Raw genomic sequence first — 19,709 nt, 5'->3', positions numbered from 1 at the left:
ATGTACGAAGTCATAATTGTGGACGACGATTTACCGGTGCTTGAATTCCTAAGTTCAGCCATTGAGTGGAAAAAGCTTGGATTTCATCTGGCCGGTGCCTATGAGAATCCATTAGATGCGCTTGCTGCCGGCCGGGGAGGCAAATTGGATGTGCTGATTAGTGACATTGGTATGCCTGATATCAATGGGCTGGAACTCATTGGCGGCATACGGGAAGCACATCCCCACGTCAAGGCCGTTATCCTTTCCTGTCACGATGATTTTCACTATGCGCAAGCAGCCGTGAAACTATCGGTGAGTGAATATGTACTGAAAGAAACGATGAATGTCACCAACATATCCGAGATGCTCAAGAGACTCAAAGATCAGTTGGACGTCGAAATAGGGCAGCTTTCCAAGAGCCAAAAGCTCGAAAAAGAAGCCGCTTTGAACCGCAGTTCGTCCAAGCGACATTTTATCCGCAGTACGGTGAATGAACCGCTGTTTGACTCTGAAGAGTGGAGCCTTAAGGCGGATGGTTTTGGCATTCATTTGGGTCAGCAGGGGGTGCTGCCCGTTTATGGTTATGTGAACCGTTTGAAAGAAGCGGATCATCGCTTTCAATCCAAGGATCTTTTTGAATATACGATCGAGAATATTGTTGAGGAACTGCTGGTCGATCAGAAGGATACAGTTCTTTTCACGTATGATACCGGCGAAATTATTATCCTGTTCCCCCACTACGCCAAGCTGCATGTGAACAATAGCCAGAAAGTCGAACAAACATTAAGGCATTTGCAAGGCTGCTTGCAGCAGTATGTGAAGATGTCTTTCTCATTCCTGACGGGAAAACCGGCCAAAGACCCGCGCTCTTTGAAAGATCAGTTAATCCGAATGGCCGAAGTCAAAACGATGCGGTTTTATTTGCCTGAATCCACAGTGCTGTCCCTGGAAAGCATCAGAGAAGGCTTCGGCGACGGGGGATTATTGCTGGCGCAATACGCTACAACCTTGGATGAGTTTCGGAGCGTTGTGTTCGATGAACGGCTGGATTTAATTGATGTGCATGTATCCAAATGGATTGATTTCATCCAGTATCACCGGTTTCGTCCGATGGAAGTCAAGGAGTGGCTGCTCAAAATGATCCTCGACGTGCGGATGCGGCTGAAGTCGCTGCAGCATTACCAGTCTACATTCTCATCGGAGCTGCTGCATCATGATGTACATGAATTGTCCTCGATCCGCGAGCTCGAGCTGTGGCTGAAAGATTACCTCCAACAAGCCATTCAATGGGCTGGACAAGTGTACCGCGAATCTCACAATCGTGAAATTCTGGAGTGTCAGCGCTTCGTCTATCACAACTTGCATACGAAGGTCTCCCTCGAGGATGCCGCGGCCCACCTGCATCTGCATCCGAGTTATCTCAGCCGCCTATTCAAGAAGGAAACCGGCGAGAATTTCATCGAATACGTAACCCGGATGAAAATGGAGAAAGCCAAAGAACTGCTCGAAATCACCGATAAAACAGTCGAGCAGATTTCGGACATGCTCGGTTACGAAAACAAAAACTACTTCGGCAAATTGTTCAAAGCCCATACCGGCTTTGTGCCCAACGCCTTCCGCGGCCAGTCGAAGGGCGTTCAGCCTAGCTGAGGGTTGGGCTGAAGAAGCTAGTTTGATGACCGCGGGTAATGAACACCTGAACACCGATCGGCTGCAACTTCCGCCTTAGCAGGGAAGGAGCAGCCAAATTCCCTTGAGTCGTCCGCCAGGCCGACTCCGAGTAGTTCGCATATGTGAAAGGGAACGGCGATTCGCTATTTCCGGCAAGATGGCCAAAAAGGGGAGAGGCGCGGATCGAGGAGCCCGTATTTGTTAGGAAAACGGGCATTTGGCGCGAAAAACAGCTAAATAGAGAATCTACGATCCCCGAGCATGGGGATCAGGGCGGTTTAGACACAAATAACGGATCTACGATCCGCGTGATCGGGACGCGCGTTCCGTGTCGCCAAGACAAGACGTCCTAAGCTAGATTTGATTGGAATAAATCCAATGGAATCCGGCCTAAGCGCTTAGAAATTCGATTTCACTGGATTTTATCCAGTAGAACTTCGAATTTAGCTGCTCAGGACTTCATTTCAATAAATTCCAATGGATAAAATCCAATGGAAGAACGAATTTAGCAGATGTACTGTCGATTTGATTGGAGTAAATCCAATCAAATCAAATCATCATCCCGGCCGCGGCTCTCCCAAAAAGGCTGCCAAAGGGAACGACGATTCGCTATTTCCGGCAAGATGGCCAAAAAGGGGAGAGTCGTGGATCGAGGACCCCTTATTTGTTAGGAAAACGGGCATTTGGCGCGAAAAACAGCTAAATAGAGAATCTACAATCCCCGAGCAAGGGGATCAGGGCGGTTTAGACACAAATAACGGATCTACGATCTGCGTGATCGAGACCGTGCGTTCCGTGTCGCCAAGACAAGACGTCCTAAGCTAGATTTGATTGGAATAAATCCAATGGAATCCGGCCTAAGCGGTTAGAAATTCGATTTCACTGGATTTTATCCAGTAGAATTTCAAATTTAGCTGCTCAGGACTTCATTTCAATAAATTCCAATGGATAAAATCCAATGGAAGAACGAATTTAGCAGATGTACTGTCGATTTCATTGGAATAAATCCAATGAAATCATCATCCCGGCCGCTCACTGCCCCAAAAAAAAGGCTGCTCCAAGATCCCAAAAGGGACCTTTGAGCAGCCTTTTCGCATTAGAAGCTAGAGCGCGTAAACGTCACGCCGCTTTTCACAGCCGACGAACTGGCCGAACCGGGTTCAACGCGGATGAAGACTTTTTCGAGGATGCCTTCCAAGGTCACAAAACAATTGGCATTCTGCACAAATTTCCTTATCTTTACAAAAAAAACTCACTGTTGCTATTTGAACCATGGTAAAATAAAGGGCGTCACCTGGCTTGTCTATCGTTAAAGTCTTATCTCAGTTTTTGACTCAGCCCACGCTAAGGAGGAATCGTATTGAGTAGGTTGCCAAGATGGAAAGCAAAATTAGTTAAATCAGTACTCGCTTTGTCCGTAGCATTACCGTTCCAGGCTTTGATTACAAGTCCATTGCAGGTTGTAATGGCGGAGGGACCCAGTGATCCGGCCCCATTCATTGAAGCAAAAATAGTCAATCAAAATGCCGGCAAGAAAGTGCTGTTCGACAACACGCATGAACAAACCGCTGGTGCAGCGGATTGGGTCATTGACGGGGCCTTTTCGGATTTTGCCAATGCTTTGGCGAACGATGGTTATTATGTCAAAGAGCTTCGTAAAACAACACCACTCACATTAAGCGATTTAAGCGGCTATGATGTATTCGTCGTCGCGGAATCGAATGTCCCTTACAAAACAAGTGAACAAGCTGCTCTTGCCCAATATGTACAAGGCGGCGGAAGCATTTTCTTCATCGGAGATCATTACAATGCAGACCGCAATAAGAACCGTTGGGACGGTTCAGAAGTATTTAACGGCTACCGTCGCGGAGCATGGACGAACCCAGCCAGCGGCATGAGCGCAGAAGAGATTGCTTCGCCCGCTATGCAGGATGTCGCCAGCTCGGATTGGCTCGCTACACAGTTCGGTTTGCGTTTCCGCTACAACGCTCTAGGCGATATTGATGCGAATCAAATTGTAGCACCTGAACAAGCCTTCGGCATAACGACGGGCGTTTCCAAGGTTGCGATGCATGCTGGCTCAACACTTGCAATCATTGATCCAACCAAGGCCAAAGGGATCGTATACTTGCCGCAAACAAACGCAGCTTGGGCGAATGCGGTCGATCAAGGTGTCTATAATGGAGGCGGAATCGCAGAAGGTCCATATGTAGCAGTGTCCAAAGCTGGCGCAGGGAAGGCTGCCTTCATTGGAGATTCCTCACCGGTTGAGGATGCTACACCGAAATATTTGCGTGAAGACACAGGCGCGAAGAAAACGACCTATGATGGTTTTAAAGAGGTGAATGACGGTATATTGCTCGTCAATATGGTGAACTGGCTTTCGAAGAAAGAAAGCTACACGAGCTTCACTGAAGTGAGCGGCTTGCAGCTCGACCAACCGACAGCCTTGCTGCCGTTTGAAGCTCCCGCAGCTTCGACAGAGCCGCAGCCGGAGCCTTGGGCGGCACCAAATGCAGGCTACAAGTGGTATGATCGCAGCACGTTCAAAGCAGGCTCGTATGGCGGACCGACGGCCACGGCAAGCGCTGCTTACAGCTTCGTGCACCAAGCGACACTGCCTAATGCCCAGGACTTCCAAGTCCGCGTAGTCATTGATAACTTGCCTGCCGCAACGACCGTATCGGGCTTCAGCGCAGGCATTTATCTGGTAACCGGAGGCGCGCAAGTGGCGATGGTGCAAAATGCGGACGGCACATGGCCGACTGCCTATGGCTACAGTTCGACTTTCAGCTTGACCTCGGATATCAATGGTCATGCTTACAAGGATTTAACCGTTCGAATTAAGCCGGGTACAGCGGCAGCAGCGAACTTGCGCCTGCGCCAAAACGGCACAAACTTAAAAACAGAAGGCGTAAGCATCGGAAATGTGCCTGCCGAGCCTTTACCGGAAGAGCAGAATCCGATCCCGGCCAAAATTGCCATCTCGGATGCTCGCGTGAAAACAGCAGGCACCGTGGTAACGGTGGAAGGTGTCGTCACGACAGAACCAGGAGCTTTTGGCGGACAAGCTTTCTATTTGCAGGATGCTACAAGCGGTATTTATGTGTTCCAAAACCTGAGCGGGTTCCACGTAGGCGACACGGTGAAGGTAACAGCGCCAACGGCTCTGTACAATACGGAACTGGAGTTGACAGATCCGGTTGCCATTGAGAAAACCGGTGTGGGAGCAGTGCCAGCACCATCTGTTGTGTCAGCGGTTGGAGCCGACAATCAGGGGCAGTTAGTCCAATTGGATCATGTGACTATCAGCAATATAATCAGCGCAACGCCAGCAGGTTCTTTTGAGTTTGATGCGGTGAATGGCGCAGTGAGCAACCATATTCGCGTGGATACACGAACTGGATTATCGCAAACCACGTTCCCGTATCAAGCGGGACAAACGGTGAGCATCAAAGGTGTAGCGGCTATTTTCAAAGGCGTCTATCAGTTGAAGCCACGAGGGTTGAGTGATTTCTCGGCGGCAGCGGATACGACTGCACCGGTAACTACAGCAACCTTATCCAGCGCGCCGAATGCCCAAGGATGGTTCAAAGATGACGTGACAGTAACGTTAAGTGCAGTGGATAATCAAGCTGGCACAGTCACAACGGCATATACGATTAATAGTGGGGCAAGATCAGCATATACAAGCCCGTTTGCGATTCAATCGCAAGGCGTCAACACGATTGGGTTTTCCTCCACAGATGCGGCAGGGAATGCAGAAACAGCTCAATCCTTGCAAGTCAAATTGGATAAAACAGCACCTACGGCTGTATTAACAGAATCTGGTCATGCAGTGGGGAATGTCACCGATGCGGCTGCTTTGAGATTTGATTTGGCCGGTTCAGATGCGCTTTCCGGCGTAGCTGAACAAACTCTGACTTTGGATGGCGGCGCGATTCTCAGCGGCCAAACCATCCCAGCAGGAAGCTTGGCGCTTGGCAATCACACAGTCGCCTATCGCGTAGTTGATGCTGCCGGCAATGTGGCGCAAGCCTCACAAACGTTCATCGTTGGAACGAGTGTGACGTTCAGTCAAGCTGCGCTCTCAGCGGACAAAACATCCCTGAAACCAAGTGAAACGACAGCTACCCATTTGACAGGCAAATTAAGCAATGGGGCACCCGCTGATTTAAGCGGCGCAGTAGTTCTGTATAGTACAACGAATGCGGCAGTAGCTGCTGTAGACACGCATGGCTTAGTTAGTGCAGTTGCCAATGGTACTGCGCAAATTACAGCATCCGTAACGTTGAATGGACAAACGGTACAAACGAATGCAGTTACCATTACGGTATCGAATCCGTTGTCGGTAGGAGCGCCAGGCAAGCCAGTATTATCTGATAACAACGGTCAATCCGGTATCAAGGATGGCAATTACACAATCACCATGAATATGTGGTGGGGCAATAACGGCTCTATTCTCAAATTGTACGAAAATGGCGTGCTCATCAGTACGCAAGCTTTGACAGACGCATCTCCGGCAGCGCAAGTGGCTAAAGTTGATGTGAAGGGTAAAGCTAATGGCACTTATACGTATACTAGTGAACTTATCAATTCCTTCGGGACGACAACAAGCAGTCCGCTTGTCGTTTCGATAACAGAAGCATCCCCAGGCAAACCGGTGCTTTCCCAAGATAATTGGGATGGAGACGGCAACTACCAAGTGAGCATGAACATGTGGTGGGGCACGAATGCAACCGAGTATCGGTTGTACGAGAATGGTGTTCTGGTCGATACGAAAAGCTTGAACGCAGCTTCTCCAAGTGCGCAAAGTGCTGTAACGAAGATTACTGGCAAAGCGGTTGGCGTGTACGAGTACCGCAGCGAGTTGGTCAACGCAGCCGGAGTTACCTCGAGTGACAAGTTGACGGTTAAAGTTACGAAGTAAAGTGGCAGAGCCTCTAACCAACTCCGAATGGAGCGGTTGGGGGCTTTTTTTTGTTGGGGATGCGCTACGGAAGGGTGCTTGCCTCAGGTTTCCATTCGCTTGGAGCAGCAGGCTATTAAGGGGCCTTTTGCATAGAAAAAATCTATCGATCCATGTTTGACAGTCTCCAGAAAGCAATGGTAAATTTAGTGGCATATGCAACTAATTGATTCGGAAGGTGGTGAAAGCATGGAATTCCGCTGGAAACGTAATCTGTTTATTTTATGGATCGGCGTCTTTTTTTGTGGGATGGCTTACACGCTTTCAATCCCTTTTATCCCGCTATTTTTGCAGGAGGAGCTGGGCATTCAGAGTGAGCTGGAGGCATGGTCAGGGGTCACTTTCTCGGTTGGCTTTCTATCGAGCGCTTTGATCGCCCCGTATTGGGGCTCACTCGCAGATAAATATGGCAGGAAGCCGATGTTAATCCGCTCTGGATTTAGCTTATGTGCCGTATACTTTATCACTTTCTTTGTGCATGATCCTTATACGTTTATTGCTGTTAGGATTCTGCAGGGGCTAATGGCAGGGTTTATTCCTGCTGCTATTGCCTTGGTGGGGACGAATACGCCGGATAAGCAGGTTGGCTACGCCTTGGGCGTGATGTCAACGGCTACAGCAACCGGAGGCATACTTGGTCCTTTGGTCGGCGGCGTGCTGAGCCACTGGGTTGGGACGCGAGAATGCTTCGTAGTGTCGGGCTGCGTTATGCTCATATCCGCGGCAATTGCGGTTATCTGGGTGAAGGAAGTTCACGAGAAACCGAAGGGGACTCGGCCCAGTGTTTGGGAAGATATGAAACAAGCGGCAGGCAATAAGCGTTTGATGCGGGTTTTTAGCATGACGCTGTTAGTGGCGACGTCGGTTATGATTTTAGAGCCGCTGTTGACGCTATATGTGATCGAGATTGGCGGCAGCGCCAAGGGGGCCTCGCTGAGCTCGGGCATTATTTTCTCAGCCGTAGGCGTGGCTACCGTTATAATGGGATCGCGATGGGGAATCATCGGTCAGCGAATCGGCTATGACAAGACTCTCTACATTGGATTAATCGGTGGAGGTATTGGCAATCTGCTGCAGCTCGGCACGCATAATTTGATCGCGTTTGGTGTGCTGCGGTTTAGTTATGGCCTGTTTTTTGCTGCCGTTTACCCGGCTTTGAATGCGCTAATTGTCCAATATGCCGACAACGAGTTCCGTGGCAGGGCAATCAGCTTAAACCAAACCGCAAGCCAATTCGGCATGATGGCAGGACCTATGATCGGTGGCCTTCTAGGCGGCTGGATCAGCATCCAGTTCGTATTTCTGATTACTGGCGCGGCTTTGCTGGGAGCTGCTGCAATGATGAAGGTTGATAGTCGGAGGGCAGCGAAGCCGTCTATATCTGGCTAGTTGGGCTTTTATATACTCAAAAAAAGGGGAATGTCACATTGTGTCGAATATGCATGACAATAGATCTAGGTATAAGGGGTGCATATGCATGAAATTAAGCAGTGTGAGGGTTGTTTCAACACTGGTTTTGGTAACCTTTTGGCTGCTGTTCGCGTTGTCCATGGGGGATAAACCGGTAAAAGCTGAAGTGGTGGAAAGCGCGTCGGTCACTTTAACGGTCTATGATGCGAATAATTTGCCCGCCAACAATGTGAAGGTCGTGCTTAGCTCAGTCAATTTGCAGGTTCCAGTGACCATTCGGGCGAATTATAGCGGTGTTGCGAAGATTGAAGGCCTTCTTCCCGGCTCCTATCAGATGGTCATTAGTGCCAATAACAAAGAACCTATTGTATTGTCGGATGTACAAGTTAGTGGCAATTATGCGCAGACGGTTAATATGATCATTCCGAATACGGCTTTCATTCAGAATCTTACCTATGCGGATAACAGCTACTGGACGCCAACGGAATTTAACGGCTTTGTTACTTTTTATGTTGGCAATCCAAGTGCGGGAACCAAAGCTAATGTAGCCTTTTATAATGATCAAGATGCCATGATCGGTTCTCCTTTTATGTCAAACCTTACAGTCAACTATAATTTATATAACTCCATCACAATACCTGCAACCCCCATACCTCCTGGTGCTACCAGAATTGGCATTGAACTTGTAAACAATAATAACTTTGTAGAAAACCAAACGAAGAAACTCTGGAAGCAGCCTTTTTTTGAACCCGTTGCGGCTCAATTTATTGATAATAATCCTTATGGCGATGCAATAGATGGTTTATTAAAATGGTCTGGAGCATCAGATGAGACAGGCATTGCTGGCTATACTGTTTTTTATGTGATCAAAAATGACGACTATTCCGAAGATGAGCACTACCTAGGTTCCTTTGCCAAAAGAGAGGATAAGTCCTATCAAATAGCCATTTCCACCTTACCAGAAGACGCGGCGATTCTCGTTATCAAAGCTGTTGTTAATCCTTCCGGAGAGGAAGTAGGCTTTCCTAAGCAAGTGATTGTATTTGACAATAGATTATCGGATTCGGTTACCTCGGTTACCTATTCTTCAAGTTTGCCTACACCAAGTTTCTTTAACAGTTATTTCAACTACACGCATCCGACTACAATTCGAGGAAGTCTTGGCTGGAATGTGGGGACATCGCCAGAGACTATCAAAGGGCATACTATTTATTTCGCAGATGCTGCTGGCAATAAAATTCAACCGATTCGTTCGATAAGACTTCCTAAACGCTGGAATATCAACTTTACGGATTTCCTAGAAGATATTGTCGTTCCGACCGGGGCTAAGATGGTAGCCGTTTATGCCGTCTCCTCACAGGGAGTAGAAAGTCTGCCCGTCTACTATACACTTCCAGTCAAGTATCCAACCGTTAAGGCTGCGAATTCGAATTTCATAGACTGGGATGCCTCTGATGAGCTTAGGCATGGGTATCTAACGTGGAGTAATCCACCCAATTCATCAACCGTTTTTGGCTATGCCGTCTATGCGAATGGAGGCAGCGCAGGCAAGCATCTAATTGGCAAGGTTCCCAAAGCAGCAGCTATGGCCATTGCTATCTCTCAAGAAGCTGTTTCTGATGGGTCTACTGAGCTTCTAATTTACGCGTATCAGACAAATTCGGGAGAAGACTATGAAGCGGTAGAATATGTGAGCGTACCTTTAACCAATAATTCCACCACCGCTCAAGTAGAATCACAGTTGAAATCCGCCTATTTCCAAGGAGTTTCAAGTATCAATATTAGCCATGTCGTTTCTGTCATCACAAGTTCGCTCAAACCAATTAGGCAAGAAGATGTGAAACAACTCCTTAAACTGATTAGTCCGATCCAAGCGCCATAGCTTGGAAAACACAAAAATGGGAATTAGCCATTTCTTCTAGACAAATTCAGCGGCCAATGTTAGCTTGAAATGAAAGACTAAGGAAAGTTTGTGATAACGAATGTCTAATCCTATAGCTTCTCAAGCCACTTTGTCCTCAGCCCGCTCGCGCAGGCTATGGATCGTGCTTGTGTTGGGGGCACTGGCGTCTTTTGGCCCGCTTTCCTTGGATATGTACTTGCCGGCGCTGCCTGTCATCGCGGGTGATTTGCAAACGACAACCTCGCTGGCGCAGATGAGTTTAACGGCCTGTATGATCGGCCTCTCCATCGGTCAACTGATCGCAGGTTCGGTCAGTGATGTGCGCGGGAGACGAATGCCGCTGATCGTGGGACTTATTATTTATGCGCTTGCTTCTATTCTATGTATGTTTGCTCCGTCCATCTGGATGTTTCTAGGATTGCGATTTATTCAGGGCATGGCAGGGGCTGCCGGCATCGTTATTTCTAGAGCGATTGTTCGCGATATGTATGAAGGGGTGGAGCTGACGAAGTTTTTTGCTCTGCTCATGCTGGTGAACGGGGCTGCTCCTATTCTTGCTCCCATTCTCGGGGGACAACTGCTTGAGTTCACATCATGGCGCGGTGTTTTCCTGGTGCTGAGCTTAATTGGTGTCGTGATGTTGCTGGCAGTTGTGTTTGGGCTCAAAGAAACACATCTGCCTGAACGCCGTTCCAAAGGCGGCTTGCCTAACACCCTGCGCATATTTGGCGGACTGTTGGCAGATCGTCTATTCATGGGCTATGCGCTCACGCAGGGTCTCGTGTTCGCGGGCATGTTTGCCTATATTTCAGGCTCGCCGTTCGTCTTGCAGGACATTTTTGGGGTATCGCCGCAAATGTTCAGTCTCGTCTTTGCCGTGAACGGTATCGGCGTCATTATTGCCGGACAAGTGACGGGCAGACTCGCAGGGAAAGTGAGCGATGAGCGATTGCTTGCCAGCGGCCTTGTTATGGCTGCCTTTGGCGGTCTGCTCTTACTCGTTGCGACCCTTGCCGGAGCGGGGCTATATGTCATTTTGACGGCTTTTTTCTTCATTGTTGCAAGTGTCGGTCCTGTTTCTGTAGCCACATCTTCGCTGGCGCTCCAAAGCCAAGGGAAGACCGCGGGCAGTGCGGCAGCCTTGCTGGGCTTGCTTTCTTTCATTATAGGCGGTATTATTGCTCCGCTCGTTGGGATTTGGGGCAGCCAAACCGCGGTTCCGCTAGGCATCATCATCGCTGTGATGGAAGTTGGCGCGATTCTTTGTTTCGTTCTAATAGCACGTTCGAAGCGGTAGCCATATCTTTTTATGAATTTGGAAAGTGTTCTAATTTCCTTCACAATTAAGCTCTATACTGAAGAAAATACGACCAATTCATGAAAAAGGTGGAATCCTAGATGAAGCAGCTTCATAAAAAAATGGTGATCGGTACTCTCGCAGCCGGCTTGCTGGTCGGCGGCGGCTTTGCGCTGCAGCATAATCAAGTATTCGCTAATGAAACGAGCACAGCCACATCTGCACCTAAGAAAGATACATTCCAAGACCGCAATCATAAAGGTTTCGAAGGTCATGGACCCGTAAAAGGCGGCTTCGAATTTGGCAAAGGACCGCAAGATTACGCGGCCATTCTCGGCATCGACCCGTCTGTTTTGAAAGAACAAATCAAGCTGGGAAAGACACTCGTTGAGATTGCCAAAGAGAAAGCCAATTTAACGGAAGATGAGCTCCTCAGCAAGTTGACCGCATCCGAGACGAAGAAGATTGACGATGCGCTAAGCGCAGGTAAAATTAAGCAGGAACAGGCCGATAAGCTTAAGTCTGGTCTGGCTGAACGCTTGAAGAAAGCCATTGAAGCCAAACCTAGGGTGATGGATTTCAAAGGGAAACCGAACCAGGGGCCTCGCCCGGGCAGTATGCCTGGCGGCATCTGGGGAGATCCGCATCAGCTTGCAGCTATGCTGGGCATCACCGAAGATGAACTGAACAGCGAGCGCAAAGCAGGGAAATCGATTGCCGAAATCGCCGCTGCCAAAGGGATAACGGAAGATCAGCTGATAGCCAAGCTGAAAGACAGCTTAACCGACGAGCTCAAAAGCTTCGTCGAACGCAAAGGCGGGGAACGCCCAAGCGCGCCGCCACATAATGAGGGGCCGAAACAACACCATGACAAGCCGGGTGGACCCTCAGCTCCAGCTCAACAGTCTTAAACCACAAGCTGCTGCATTGCGATCTTTCTAGATCGTATGCGGCAGCTTTTTTTGTGTCCCCGTCATGATCAATAAAAATCTGCCCTTGAAATGGATCTTACCGCATTATAACCAAAGGAACGAGTTGATATAATGAATCGAACGAATATTTGGTACCACAGCCAAGGATGAACTAGGCGGCAAATCCACAACAACCTATACCGGGGATGCACAAAAGCTGGAACAACGCTTATCCGCAGGTGGAGGAAACAGTGTTATTATTTTGTCGACTTCGGATAAAACCGATGCGTTTATTGGTAAACTGACCGGGCAAATGGTTAAAAGCATGGAGCAAAAGAATGCTGTGCTGGAATTACGAGCCGATGCAGGCCAAATCACGACAGCCGTCGTGATCGACCCAGACGGAACCCTACGGCACGTACCAACCAAGATTGTGAGCATAGAGGGAGAATATTGGGCTCAAATAAATAATGTGACGAATAGCGTCTACTTTTCTGATTGCATACCGCATCGCGTTTGGAGACTTTCAAGATCACTGAGCGAAAAAAGAAGTGACTAATTTGGCGGCTAGAATGGTTATTCAAGGGCAGCCTTTTTTTCATTGCCAACCATCCAATAAATCCCGATTTAACCCCCGAAACTCCTCCAACCCAAGAATTAAGAGCTCATGGAAGCTCTTATACGTGCCCAAATCGGCTCGTTTTGGGGAATAGGGGTCTTTGGAGGCTCTAATCCGTAGCTACGCCTACTCCCAAGCGCGAATTTGTTCGGAATACTCCAGTTAGCGAGAGGGAGCAATTTAGCGGAAAGTCGATCATGTAGCTTGCCTATTCATCTCCAAGTATGGAAGGAAATAAGGCTGTTTCATCCCTCATTGCGCTGGGTAAGCTGCTTGGCAACAAAAACGAGATTGAAGCCATCGTGAAGGGGAACTACAGGGCGCTATTTGAGCGAAATGAGCTGATTTTGACTTGAGAGGGAACTACAGGGTCTTATTTGCCCCTAAATGCTTCCATCTTGGCTGAATTGCGTAAAATAGAGGATCATAGTTTCCTATTGCCTGCGGAAGTGTCGACTTTATGGGAAATAGAGGATCATAGTTCCCACTTAGTCACTCATTCACTCACTCAGTCGCTCACTATTCCCAAAGCCAGTGGCTATCCTTGGCTGGACCCGATAGAGCGTCCGAACCAACCTTCGTAACAAGCAGGGGGGTGAACGTTATAGCGGTCTGGATCATATCCCAAGATCAGCTTATTTAAAACAATAAAGGGAAATGATCGAATTAGGCGAATTATTAAATATTAAGCATACCTGCCAGATAAAGACACATTGTAAAGTTCAGACATACGGATATCAGGGGAAGTGATTTTGTGTTCAAAAGTAAGCGCTTTCGAAATAATTGGATTATGATTCTCCTTATTTCCAGTATTCCTGGGCTTATCTTCGGAGGTTTCATTTATTGGCTGGCTGGAGGGCGTCTGGAAAATGAGCTGCTCCAAATGCATAATAAACAGATTCAGCTGAGAGCAGCTAACATTGACGAGCAGTTCGCTTATTTGGAGACGTCGGTTATGCATTGGGCCTTCGATCCAAGTTTCAGTTACTCATTAGCAAGTCTAACTCTATCGCGTGATTTCGAGATTGCTCGCAACATGACGCAGACGCTAGCCAATATGAAAGGCGCGAATCCGCTGGCTTTGGAAACCGAGTTATTCTTGGAGGGGGCAGCCCCGGTGCGGTTTCATCCGCAGTACGAAGCAATAACGAGTGCTGTACAGATCGAAGGATATAGGGATTTGCTAGCGATTGATAAGAAGGTTTTCTGGTCTCAGCATACTTCGGAATCCGGTTTTCCACGTGACAACGCCCTGTCGTTAATGGTGAAAATACCTGAAACCAACGAGAACCCATTTGGCGTCATTGCGGTTCGGCTCAACACCGAGAAGGTCGCCAAATTGCTGCAAACGTTAGCCCCGTATACCGACGGGGGGACGTTTCTATTGGAGGAAAATGGCGATCGATTGCTGTCTAGCTCGGGGAGAGGGCCAGCATCGCAATTGGATGAAGCTATTAAGAGTGAGGTGCTGGCCAGGAAGACCCAATCAGGCTCATTCCTGTTTGAATGGAACGAAGCGACGTATACGGTAGCGTTCGGCACCATGTCCCGCGTCGGTACCACTTGGACGTATGTCACGGCATCGCCGATCAGCGCAATTACCAAGCCGGTCGTTTTTATTTCTCAATTGGTTTTGACGCTAAGCATCGGGATGCTGCTGCTCGCGTTCGTTTTATCTTGGCTGGCTTCCCGGCGTATCTATTCACCTATCGCACAGTTAGTCAACTTGCTAACGGGAAAGACAGGCATAGCGGCGCTCCGGAAAGAACAAAATGATGATTTTAAAATTATTGAGAAAGAATGGCTGAATTTAACCCGAGAGAGTATGACGCTTCAGAATAAGCTGGAGGAGCAGCTCCCGCATCTGAAGGAAGGCTTCCTGCTGCAACTTGTTCAAGGGTATCTCTACTCATACTCCGAGCAAGCTCTCCTGGAGCGAATGCGCAATTTTGGCTGGTCAGTGGACAATCGGCAATACGCCATGCTGTATATTCAACTGAGCGGGTTTGAAAATTTGGAGGGGCGCTTCTCGTCCGGCGATGAAGGGCTGGTCACTTTCGCTGCTGCCAATATTACGAAGGAGCTGGCGTCGAGTCGTTTCGAACAAGCAGAAGTGTTGAATTTTCACGATTTGTCCATTGGTATCCTCATCATTCTATCAGAAGGAATTGAGAAGCCAGAAGTAATCAGAACGTTCAGTCAAGAACTGACTCAAGGAATTCATAACACGCTGAAAATGTACGTATCGGTCACCATCGGCAATCTTGCTTTGTCTGTCGTCCATGTGCCCTCCCGTTTCGAGGAAGCGATGCAGGCATCCAGCAGACGCCGTTTCGAAAGCCGCAACCAAATTATTGACCTGGAAACGCTGGATGAACTCGAGAAAGAGAACCATGAAATTCATTATCCATTCGCACTCGAAAGAGAGATTATTCAAGCGATTCGGGTCGGTCACAATGAAGAAGCGAAGCAGCTTATTCAGGCTTTTATGGACGAATTGCTCGAACGCGGAGCCAAGGTGATCGACATTCAGCAAGGCAATCTTCAATTGCTAGGGAGTATCTTGCATGCGATTCGGCTTGCAAACTTGGATCCAAACCGAATATTTAAATCGGTCAATTTATACGAACAACTTATGCAAATCGGAGACCCGCTGAAAATGATCGCCTGGTTCCACGATAAAGTAATAAGCACAATCATGGCGGAGCTGGAATCGCGATCTGACGCACAAATGAAGAAGACAGTAGAAATGACAATGATCTATCTGCAGACCAATTACATGAAGGATATATCGCTGGACAGCTGCGCCGACTACGCGGGTACGAATACGGTTGCGCTAAGCAAAGTATTCAAGCAGGTCAGCGGCAAAAATTTTATTGACTATTTAACCGAGCTTCGAATCGGAAAAGCGAAGGAGCTTTTACGTGATACGGATATGAAAATCAATGACATTGCCGAAATGGCTGGCTATCAGCCAAGCTATTTTAACCGAATTTTCAAGAAACAAGAAGGCATAACGCCAAGCCGATATCGGGAGTTAAACAGAAACTAATCGCTTCATCCTGCAAAACCGCCCATAGAGGCGGTTTTTTTGAGTTTGAAAAAAAGTCTTAATCCCGCAAAAAAGTGAAATATCCCATCCTATAGGGCGTTAGAAAGTGTCATTGATGGAAATTCCCCCAGATATTAATCTGGAACCAAGGAACCAAATAAATTGGGAAAGGGGTACAAGAGAAATGGAACAGATAAAGCAAGTCCGCGTGCATTGGCTGGAACAAGCGCTTCCGAATTCTTGCGGCGTTACATGGGGAGTACCTTGGCCTCAAGGTGAATTGGATCGGCTGAAAGCCAGTTCGTTCACCCTGATCAATCCATCAGGAGATCCGCTGAAGCTTCAGAGTTGGCCAACCGCCTATTGGCCTGACGGGAGTGTGAAGTGGACAGCGCACGCTACGTCGTTCAACAAGCCAGAAAGTAAAGGCTATTTACTGCAAGCTGCGGATGAAGAGTCTAAAGCGAAGCAGACAGGCTCAGACCTGAAGGTTACACAATCTGCTGATGAAGTGACCGTCGATACCGGTGTCATCCGATGTATCGTAGCTAAGCAGGGAAAGGCATTAATCCGCGCTCTCTATCATGGAGAGAAGTTAATCAGCTCGGAAGGTTCGCTCGTTTGTATGCGCGAGGAGCGACGGACGACAGCGAGCGGCCGTGTTTACCAGGAAGAATCATTCACCGGCGAGGTCACATCCGTAACGATTGAACAGATGGGTCCTTCGCGCGTCGTACTCAGGGTGGAGGGCGAGCATCTCTCCAGGGCAGGCGATCGTTCGTGGCTCCCCTTCAGACTGCGTCTATATTTCTATGCCAACCAAGCATCGATTCGGATCGTTCATACCTTCCTATTCAATGGAAATCCGCAGGAGGATTTCGTGAAAGGGCTTGGCATCTCGTTTGGTTTGCCGCTGACTGCGCCCCTTTATAACAGGTATGTTCGTTTTGCTGGCGATACGGGCTTTTTCAGTGAATCGCCCCGTCACTTGTCAACATGGCGAACGAAGGGCGTCTATATGGATATGTTCCGGCAGCAGCAAGCCGGTGAACCGATTGCCTTCGATCAAGAGAAGGATGCCAAGTTCAAGATGCTGCTGGATGATTCCGCTGCATGGGACAATTACAAGTTAAATCAGCTTTCCGCCGACTCCTATACTGTCGTCAAACAAACCAATGAAGCATGCAGTTGGGTGAAAGCCGTCAGCGGCAATCGTTCGAGAGGGCTCGTATATGCCGGAGACGCTTACGGCGGACTTGCAGCCGGGCTGCGCAATTTTTGGCAGAAGCACCCTGCATCTCTAGAATTAAACGGGATGACGACAGATGAGGCCAAGCTAACACTCTGGTTCTGGTCGCCGGATGCGGCGGCTATGGATATGCGTCATTATGATACGGCAACACATGTGGAATCCGCCTATGAAGGAGCGGAAGAGCTGGGCAGCACACCTTATGGAATCGGAAATACGAACGAGCTAATGCTTTGGTGCTGCGAGGCGACTCCGACTGCTGCGGAACTTGCCGATATGACCGAACAAGTTCAAGCCCCGCCGCAGCTCATCTGCGAGCCAGCACGTTATCATGATACGAACGTATTCGGTATCTGGAGCCTGCCTGACCGCAGTACGCCTGCTAAAGCTTGGATGGAAGAGCAACTCGACGCTTGCCTGAGCTTCTACAAGCAGGAGATCGAACAACGAAGGTGGTACGGTTTCTGGGATTATGGAGATTTCATGCATACGTATGATGACGTACGACATGAATGGAGATACGACGTAGGCGGATTTGCCTGGCAGAATACGGAGCTTGTGCCGAATATCTGGCTATGGCTTTCCTTCCTGCGGTCGGGACGAGCCGATTTGTTCCGCATAGCTGAAGCTATGACGCGTCATACGAGTGAAGTCGATATGTATCATTTGGGCGAATATGCCGGGCTTGGTTCTCGACATAACGTCGTTCACTGGGGCTGCGGATGCAAGGAAGCGCGTATCGCTATGGCAGGACTGCACCGGTATTATTACTTCTTGACAGCAGATGAACGAATTGGCGATATTTTGGCGGAAGTGGCCGACGCCGACTTCGCGACCGTAGTCATTGACCCGATGCGAGCCTATTTCCCGAAGGATGAACATCCAACCCACGTCAGGAGCGGCCCGGACTGGGCGGCCTTCAGTTCCAATTGGATGTCGCAATGGGAGCGCTTCGAGACTTCCGAATACCGCGATAAGATCCTGCAAGGGATTAAGAATTTGAAGGCTGCACCCTTCCGGCTTCTCTCAGGGACTACATTCGGATACGATCCCAACAGCGGGATTCTTACCCATATCAGCGACGGTAATTACGCTTATCACATGGTCGTTTCTTTCGGCGCTCCGCAAGTGTGGATCGAGCTTGCACATCTGCTCTCCGATCCGGAATGGGACGACATGCTCGTAGAATTTGGGGAATTCTATTACCTGGAACCTGAAGAGAGGTTAGCTCGCACGAATGGTATTATGCATGCTGACAAGTTCAGCTGGCCGATGTTTGCGGCAGGGATGGCTGCTTACGCTGCCAATAGGCGCGGCAATACGGAATTGGCAGTGAAAACATGGCGTATCCTTATGGAGAATCGTCTGCCGGGTGAAAGCGAGGACGCAACACGCACGTATCCAGTGCCTGAGCTCGCCTATGTGCGACCTATTCATGAACGGCCGAACATCACGACGAACGTCACATCGCAATGGTCATTGAATGCAATTATATGCCTGGAGCTGATTGGGAACGAACTACCGATGGGAGATGAACGGTTTTGAAATACGTAACGATGAATGAATTGGAGATTAAACAAGCGATCGACCGGATCGTTACGAGAACGTTTCAGATGGATATGACATGGGATTGGCCAGCCGGTGTCGCTTTCTATGGAGTAGGACAAGCATTTCTGGCTACGGGTGAAACGACGTATTTGGAACCACTACGGGCATGGATCGATGAGCAGTTCGAGGATGGCATTCCGCCATTAACGGTTAACGCGGTATCCATCGGTCATACCTTGCTTACCCTTTACGAGCAAACCCAATGCGAACGTTATCTGGAAACGGCTGTTCAGATGGCGGAATTCCTGAGAACGGATGCTGTTCGATTCGCTGATGGCGTGTTTCAGCATACGGTCTCCCAAAATTACGATTTTCCGCAGCAAGCTTGGGTGGATACGATGTTTATGGCCGGCTATTTTCTGATTCGTATCGGAACGCTGCTGCGCAGAAACGATTGGCTGGAGGATGGCTTGCTCCAGTACCATGCCCATGAGCGTTTCTTGCAGGATCGGGAAACGAATTTGTATCTACACGGTTGGGACCATATCGCCCAGAATAACATGTCCGGCGTTTATTGGGCGAGGGGCAATTCATGGGCGGCTTATACCATGTCCGAAGCGCTGCATCTTGTAGAAGTTACACATCCATCCTACATGAAAATTTACGATTCCTTGCGTGATCAACTCAGCAGCATCGTTCGGCTGCAATCCGATCAGGGACTTTGGCACACGGTACTGAACGATCCAACGGCCTATGAGGAGACATCGGGCTCCGCGGGTCTTGCTGCGGGATTGATACGGTATAATGAAGCCATCGGCGCGCCGATGTACAATAAATATATTCAGAAGGCTGTGCCTGCCATAGTATCGAAAGTTTCGCATAACGGTACTGTGTTAGATGTATCGGCTGGAACAGCGGTAATGAAGGGTGTCGAGGGCTATAAAGGGGTGGCACATGGGCGGATTCAAGGCTGGGGGCAGGGTCTGGCATTAGTCTTCCTATCTTCACTTCTAACGTACAAATGGGCAACGGATAACTCGCAGATGGAGTAAGGATTTCATGCTAATCATTTTTTTCTAGATTCATACTTTTTTGCTA

General features: G+C 48.7%; 9 protein-coding genes. All 9 read left to right on the top strand.

What is annotated here, in order from left to right; translation table 11 throughout:
* Positions 1 to 1,632 (top strand): helix-turn-helix domain-containing protein, encoded by a 1,632-nt coding sequence (locus IEY34_RS09940; RefSeq protein WP_189010870.1) that lies wholly within the window; start codon positions 1 to 3, stop codon positions 1,630 to 1,632.
* A 1,432-nt stretch (positions 1,633 to 3,064) separates the two neighbouring features.
* Positions 3,065 to 6,583, top strand: a complete 3,519-nt coding sequence (locus IEY34_RS09935; RefSeq protein WP_229757560.1) for an OmpL47-type beta-barrel domain-containing protein — start codon at positions 3,065 to 3,067, stop codon at positions 6,581 to 6,583.
* A 228-nt stretch (positions 6,584 to 6,811) separates the two neighbouring features.
* Positions 6,812 to 8,011, top strand: coding sequence for an MFS transporter (locus IEY34_RS09930; protein WP_189010866.1), 1,200 nt, complete (start codon positions 6,812 to 6,814; stop codon positions 8,009 to 8,011).
* Between the two features lie 88 nt (positions 8,012 to 8,099).
* Positions 8,100 to 9,914: a carboxypeptidase-like regulatory domain-containing protein gene (locus IEY34_RS09925; protein WP_189010864.1), complete on the top strand. Its 1,815-nt coding sequence runs from the start codon at positions 8,100 to 8,102 to the stop codon at positions 9,912 to 9,914.
* Between the two features lie 100 nt (positions 9,915 to 10,014).
* Positions 10,015 to 11,232 carry a multidrug effflux MFS transporter gene (locus IEY34_RS09920; protein ID WP_189010862.1) on the top strand — a complete coding sequence of 406 codons (1,218 nt, stop codon included), beginning with the start codon at positions 10,015 to 10,017 and terminating at the stop codon, positions 11,230 to 11,232.
* A gap of 101 nt (positions 11,233 to 11,333) precedes the next feature.
* A complete protein-coding gene (locus IEY34_RS09915; RefSeq protein ID WP_189010860.1) occupies positions 11,334 to 12,143 on the top strand; it encodes a hypothetical protein in 810 nt (269 codons plus the stop codon).
* A 1,373-nt stretch (positions 12,144 to 13,516) separates the two neighbouring features.
* On the top strand, positions 13,517 to 15,814 hold the full coding sequence (locus IEY34_RS09910; RefSeq protein ID WP_189010858.1) for an AraC family transcriptional regulator: 2,298 nt from the start codon (positions 13,517 to 13,519) through the stop codon (positions 15,812 to 15,814).
* 184 nt (positions 15,815 to 15,998) lie between these two features.
* Positions 15,999 to 18,608, top strand: coding sequence for an exo-rhamnogalacturonan lyase family protein (locus IEY34_RS09905; protein ID WP_189010856.1), 2,610 nt, complete (start codon positions 15,999 to 16,001; stop codon positions 18,606 to 18,608).
* An 11-nt stretch (positions 18,609 to 18,619) separates the two neighbouring features.
* Positions 18,620 to 19,663: a glycoside hydrolase family 88/105 protein gene (locus IEY34_RS09900; protein WP_189011008.1), complete on the top strand. Its 1,044-nt coding sequence runs from the start codon at positions 18,620 to 18,622 to the stop codon at positions 19,661 to 19,663.
* Positions 19,664 to 19,709 lie beyond the last annotated feature (46 nt).

Source organism: Paenibacillus marchantiophytorum (assembly GCF_014640555.1).
GTDB classification, from domain to species: domain Bacteria; phylum Bacillota; class Bacilli; order Paenibacillales; family NBRC-103111; genus Paenibacillus_E; species Paenibacillus_E marchantiophytorum.
This window is presented reverse-complemented; position numbering and strand designations above follow the sequence as displayed.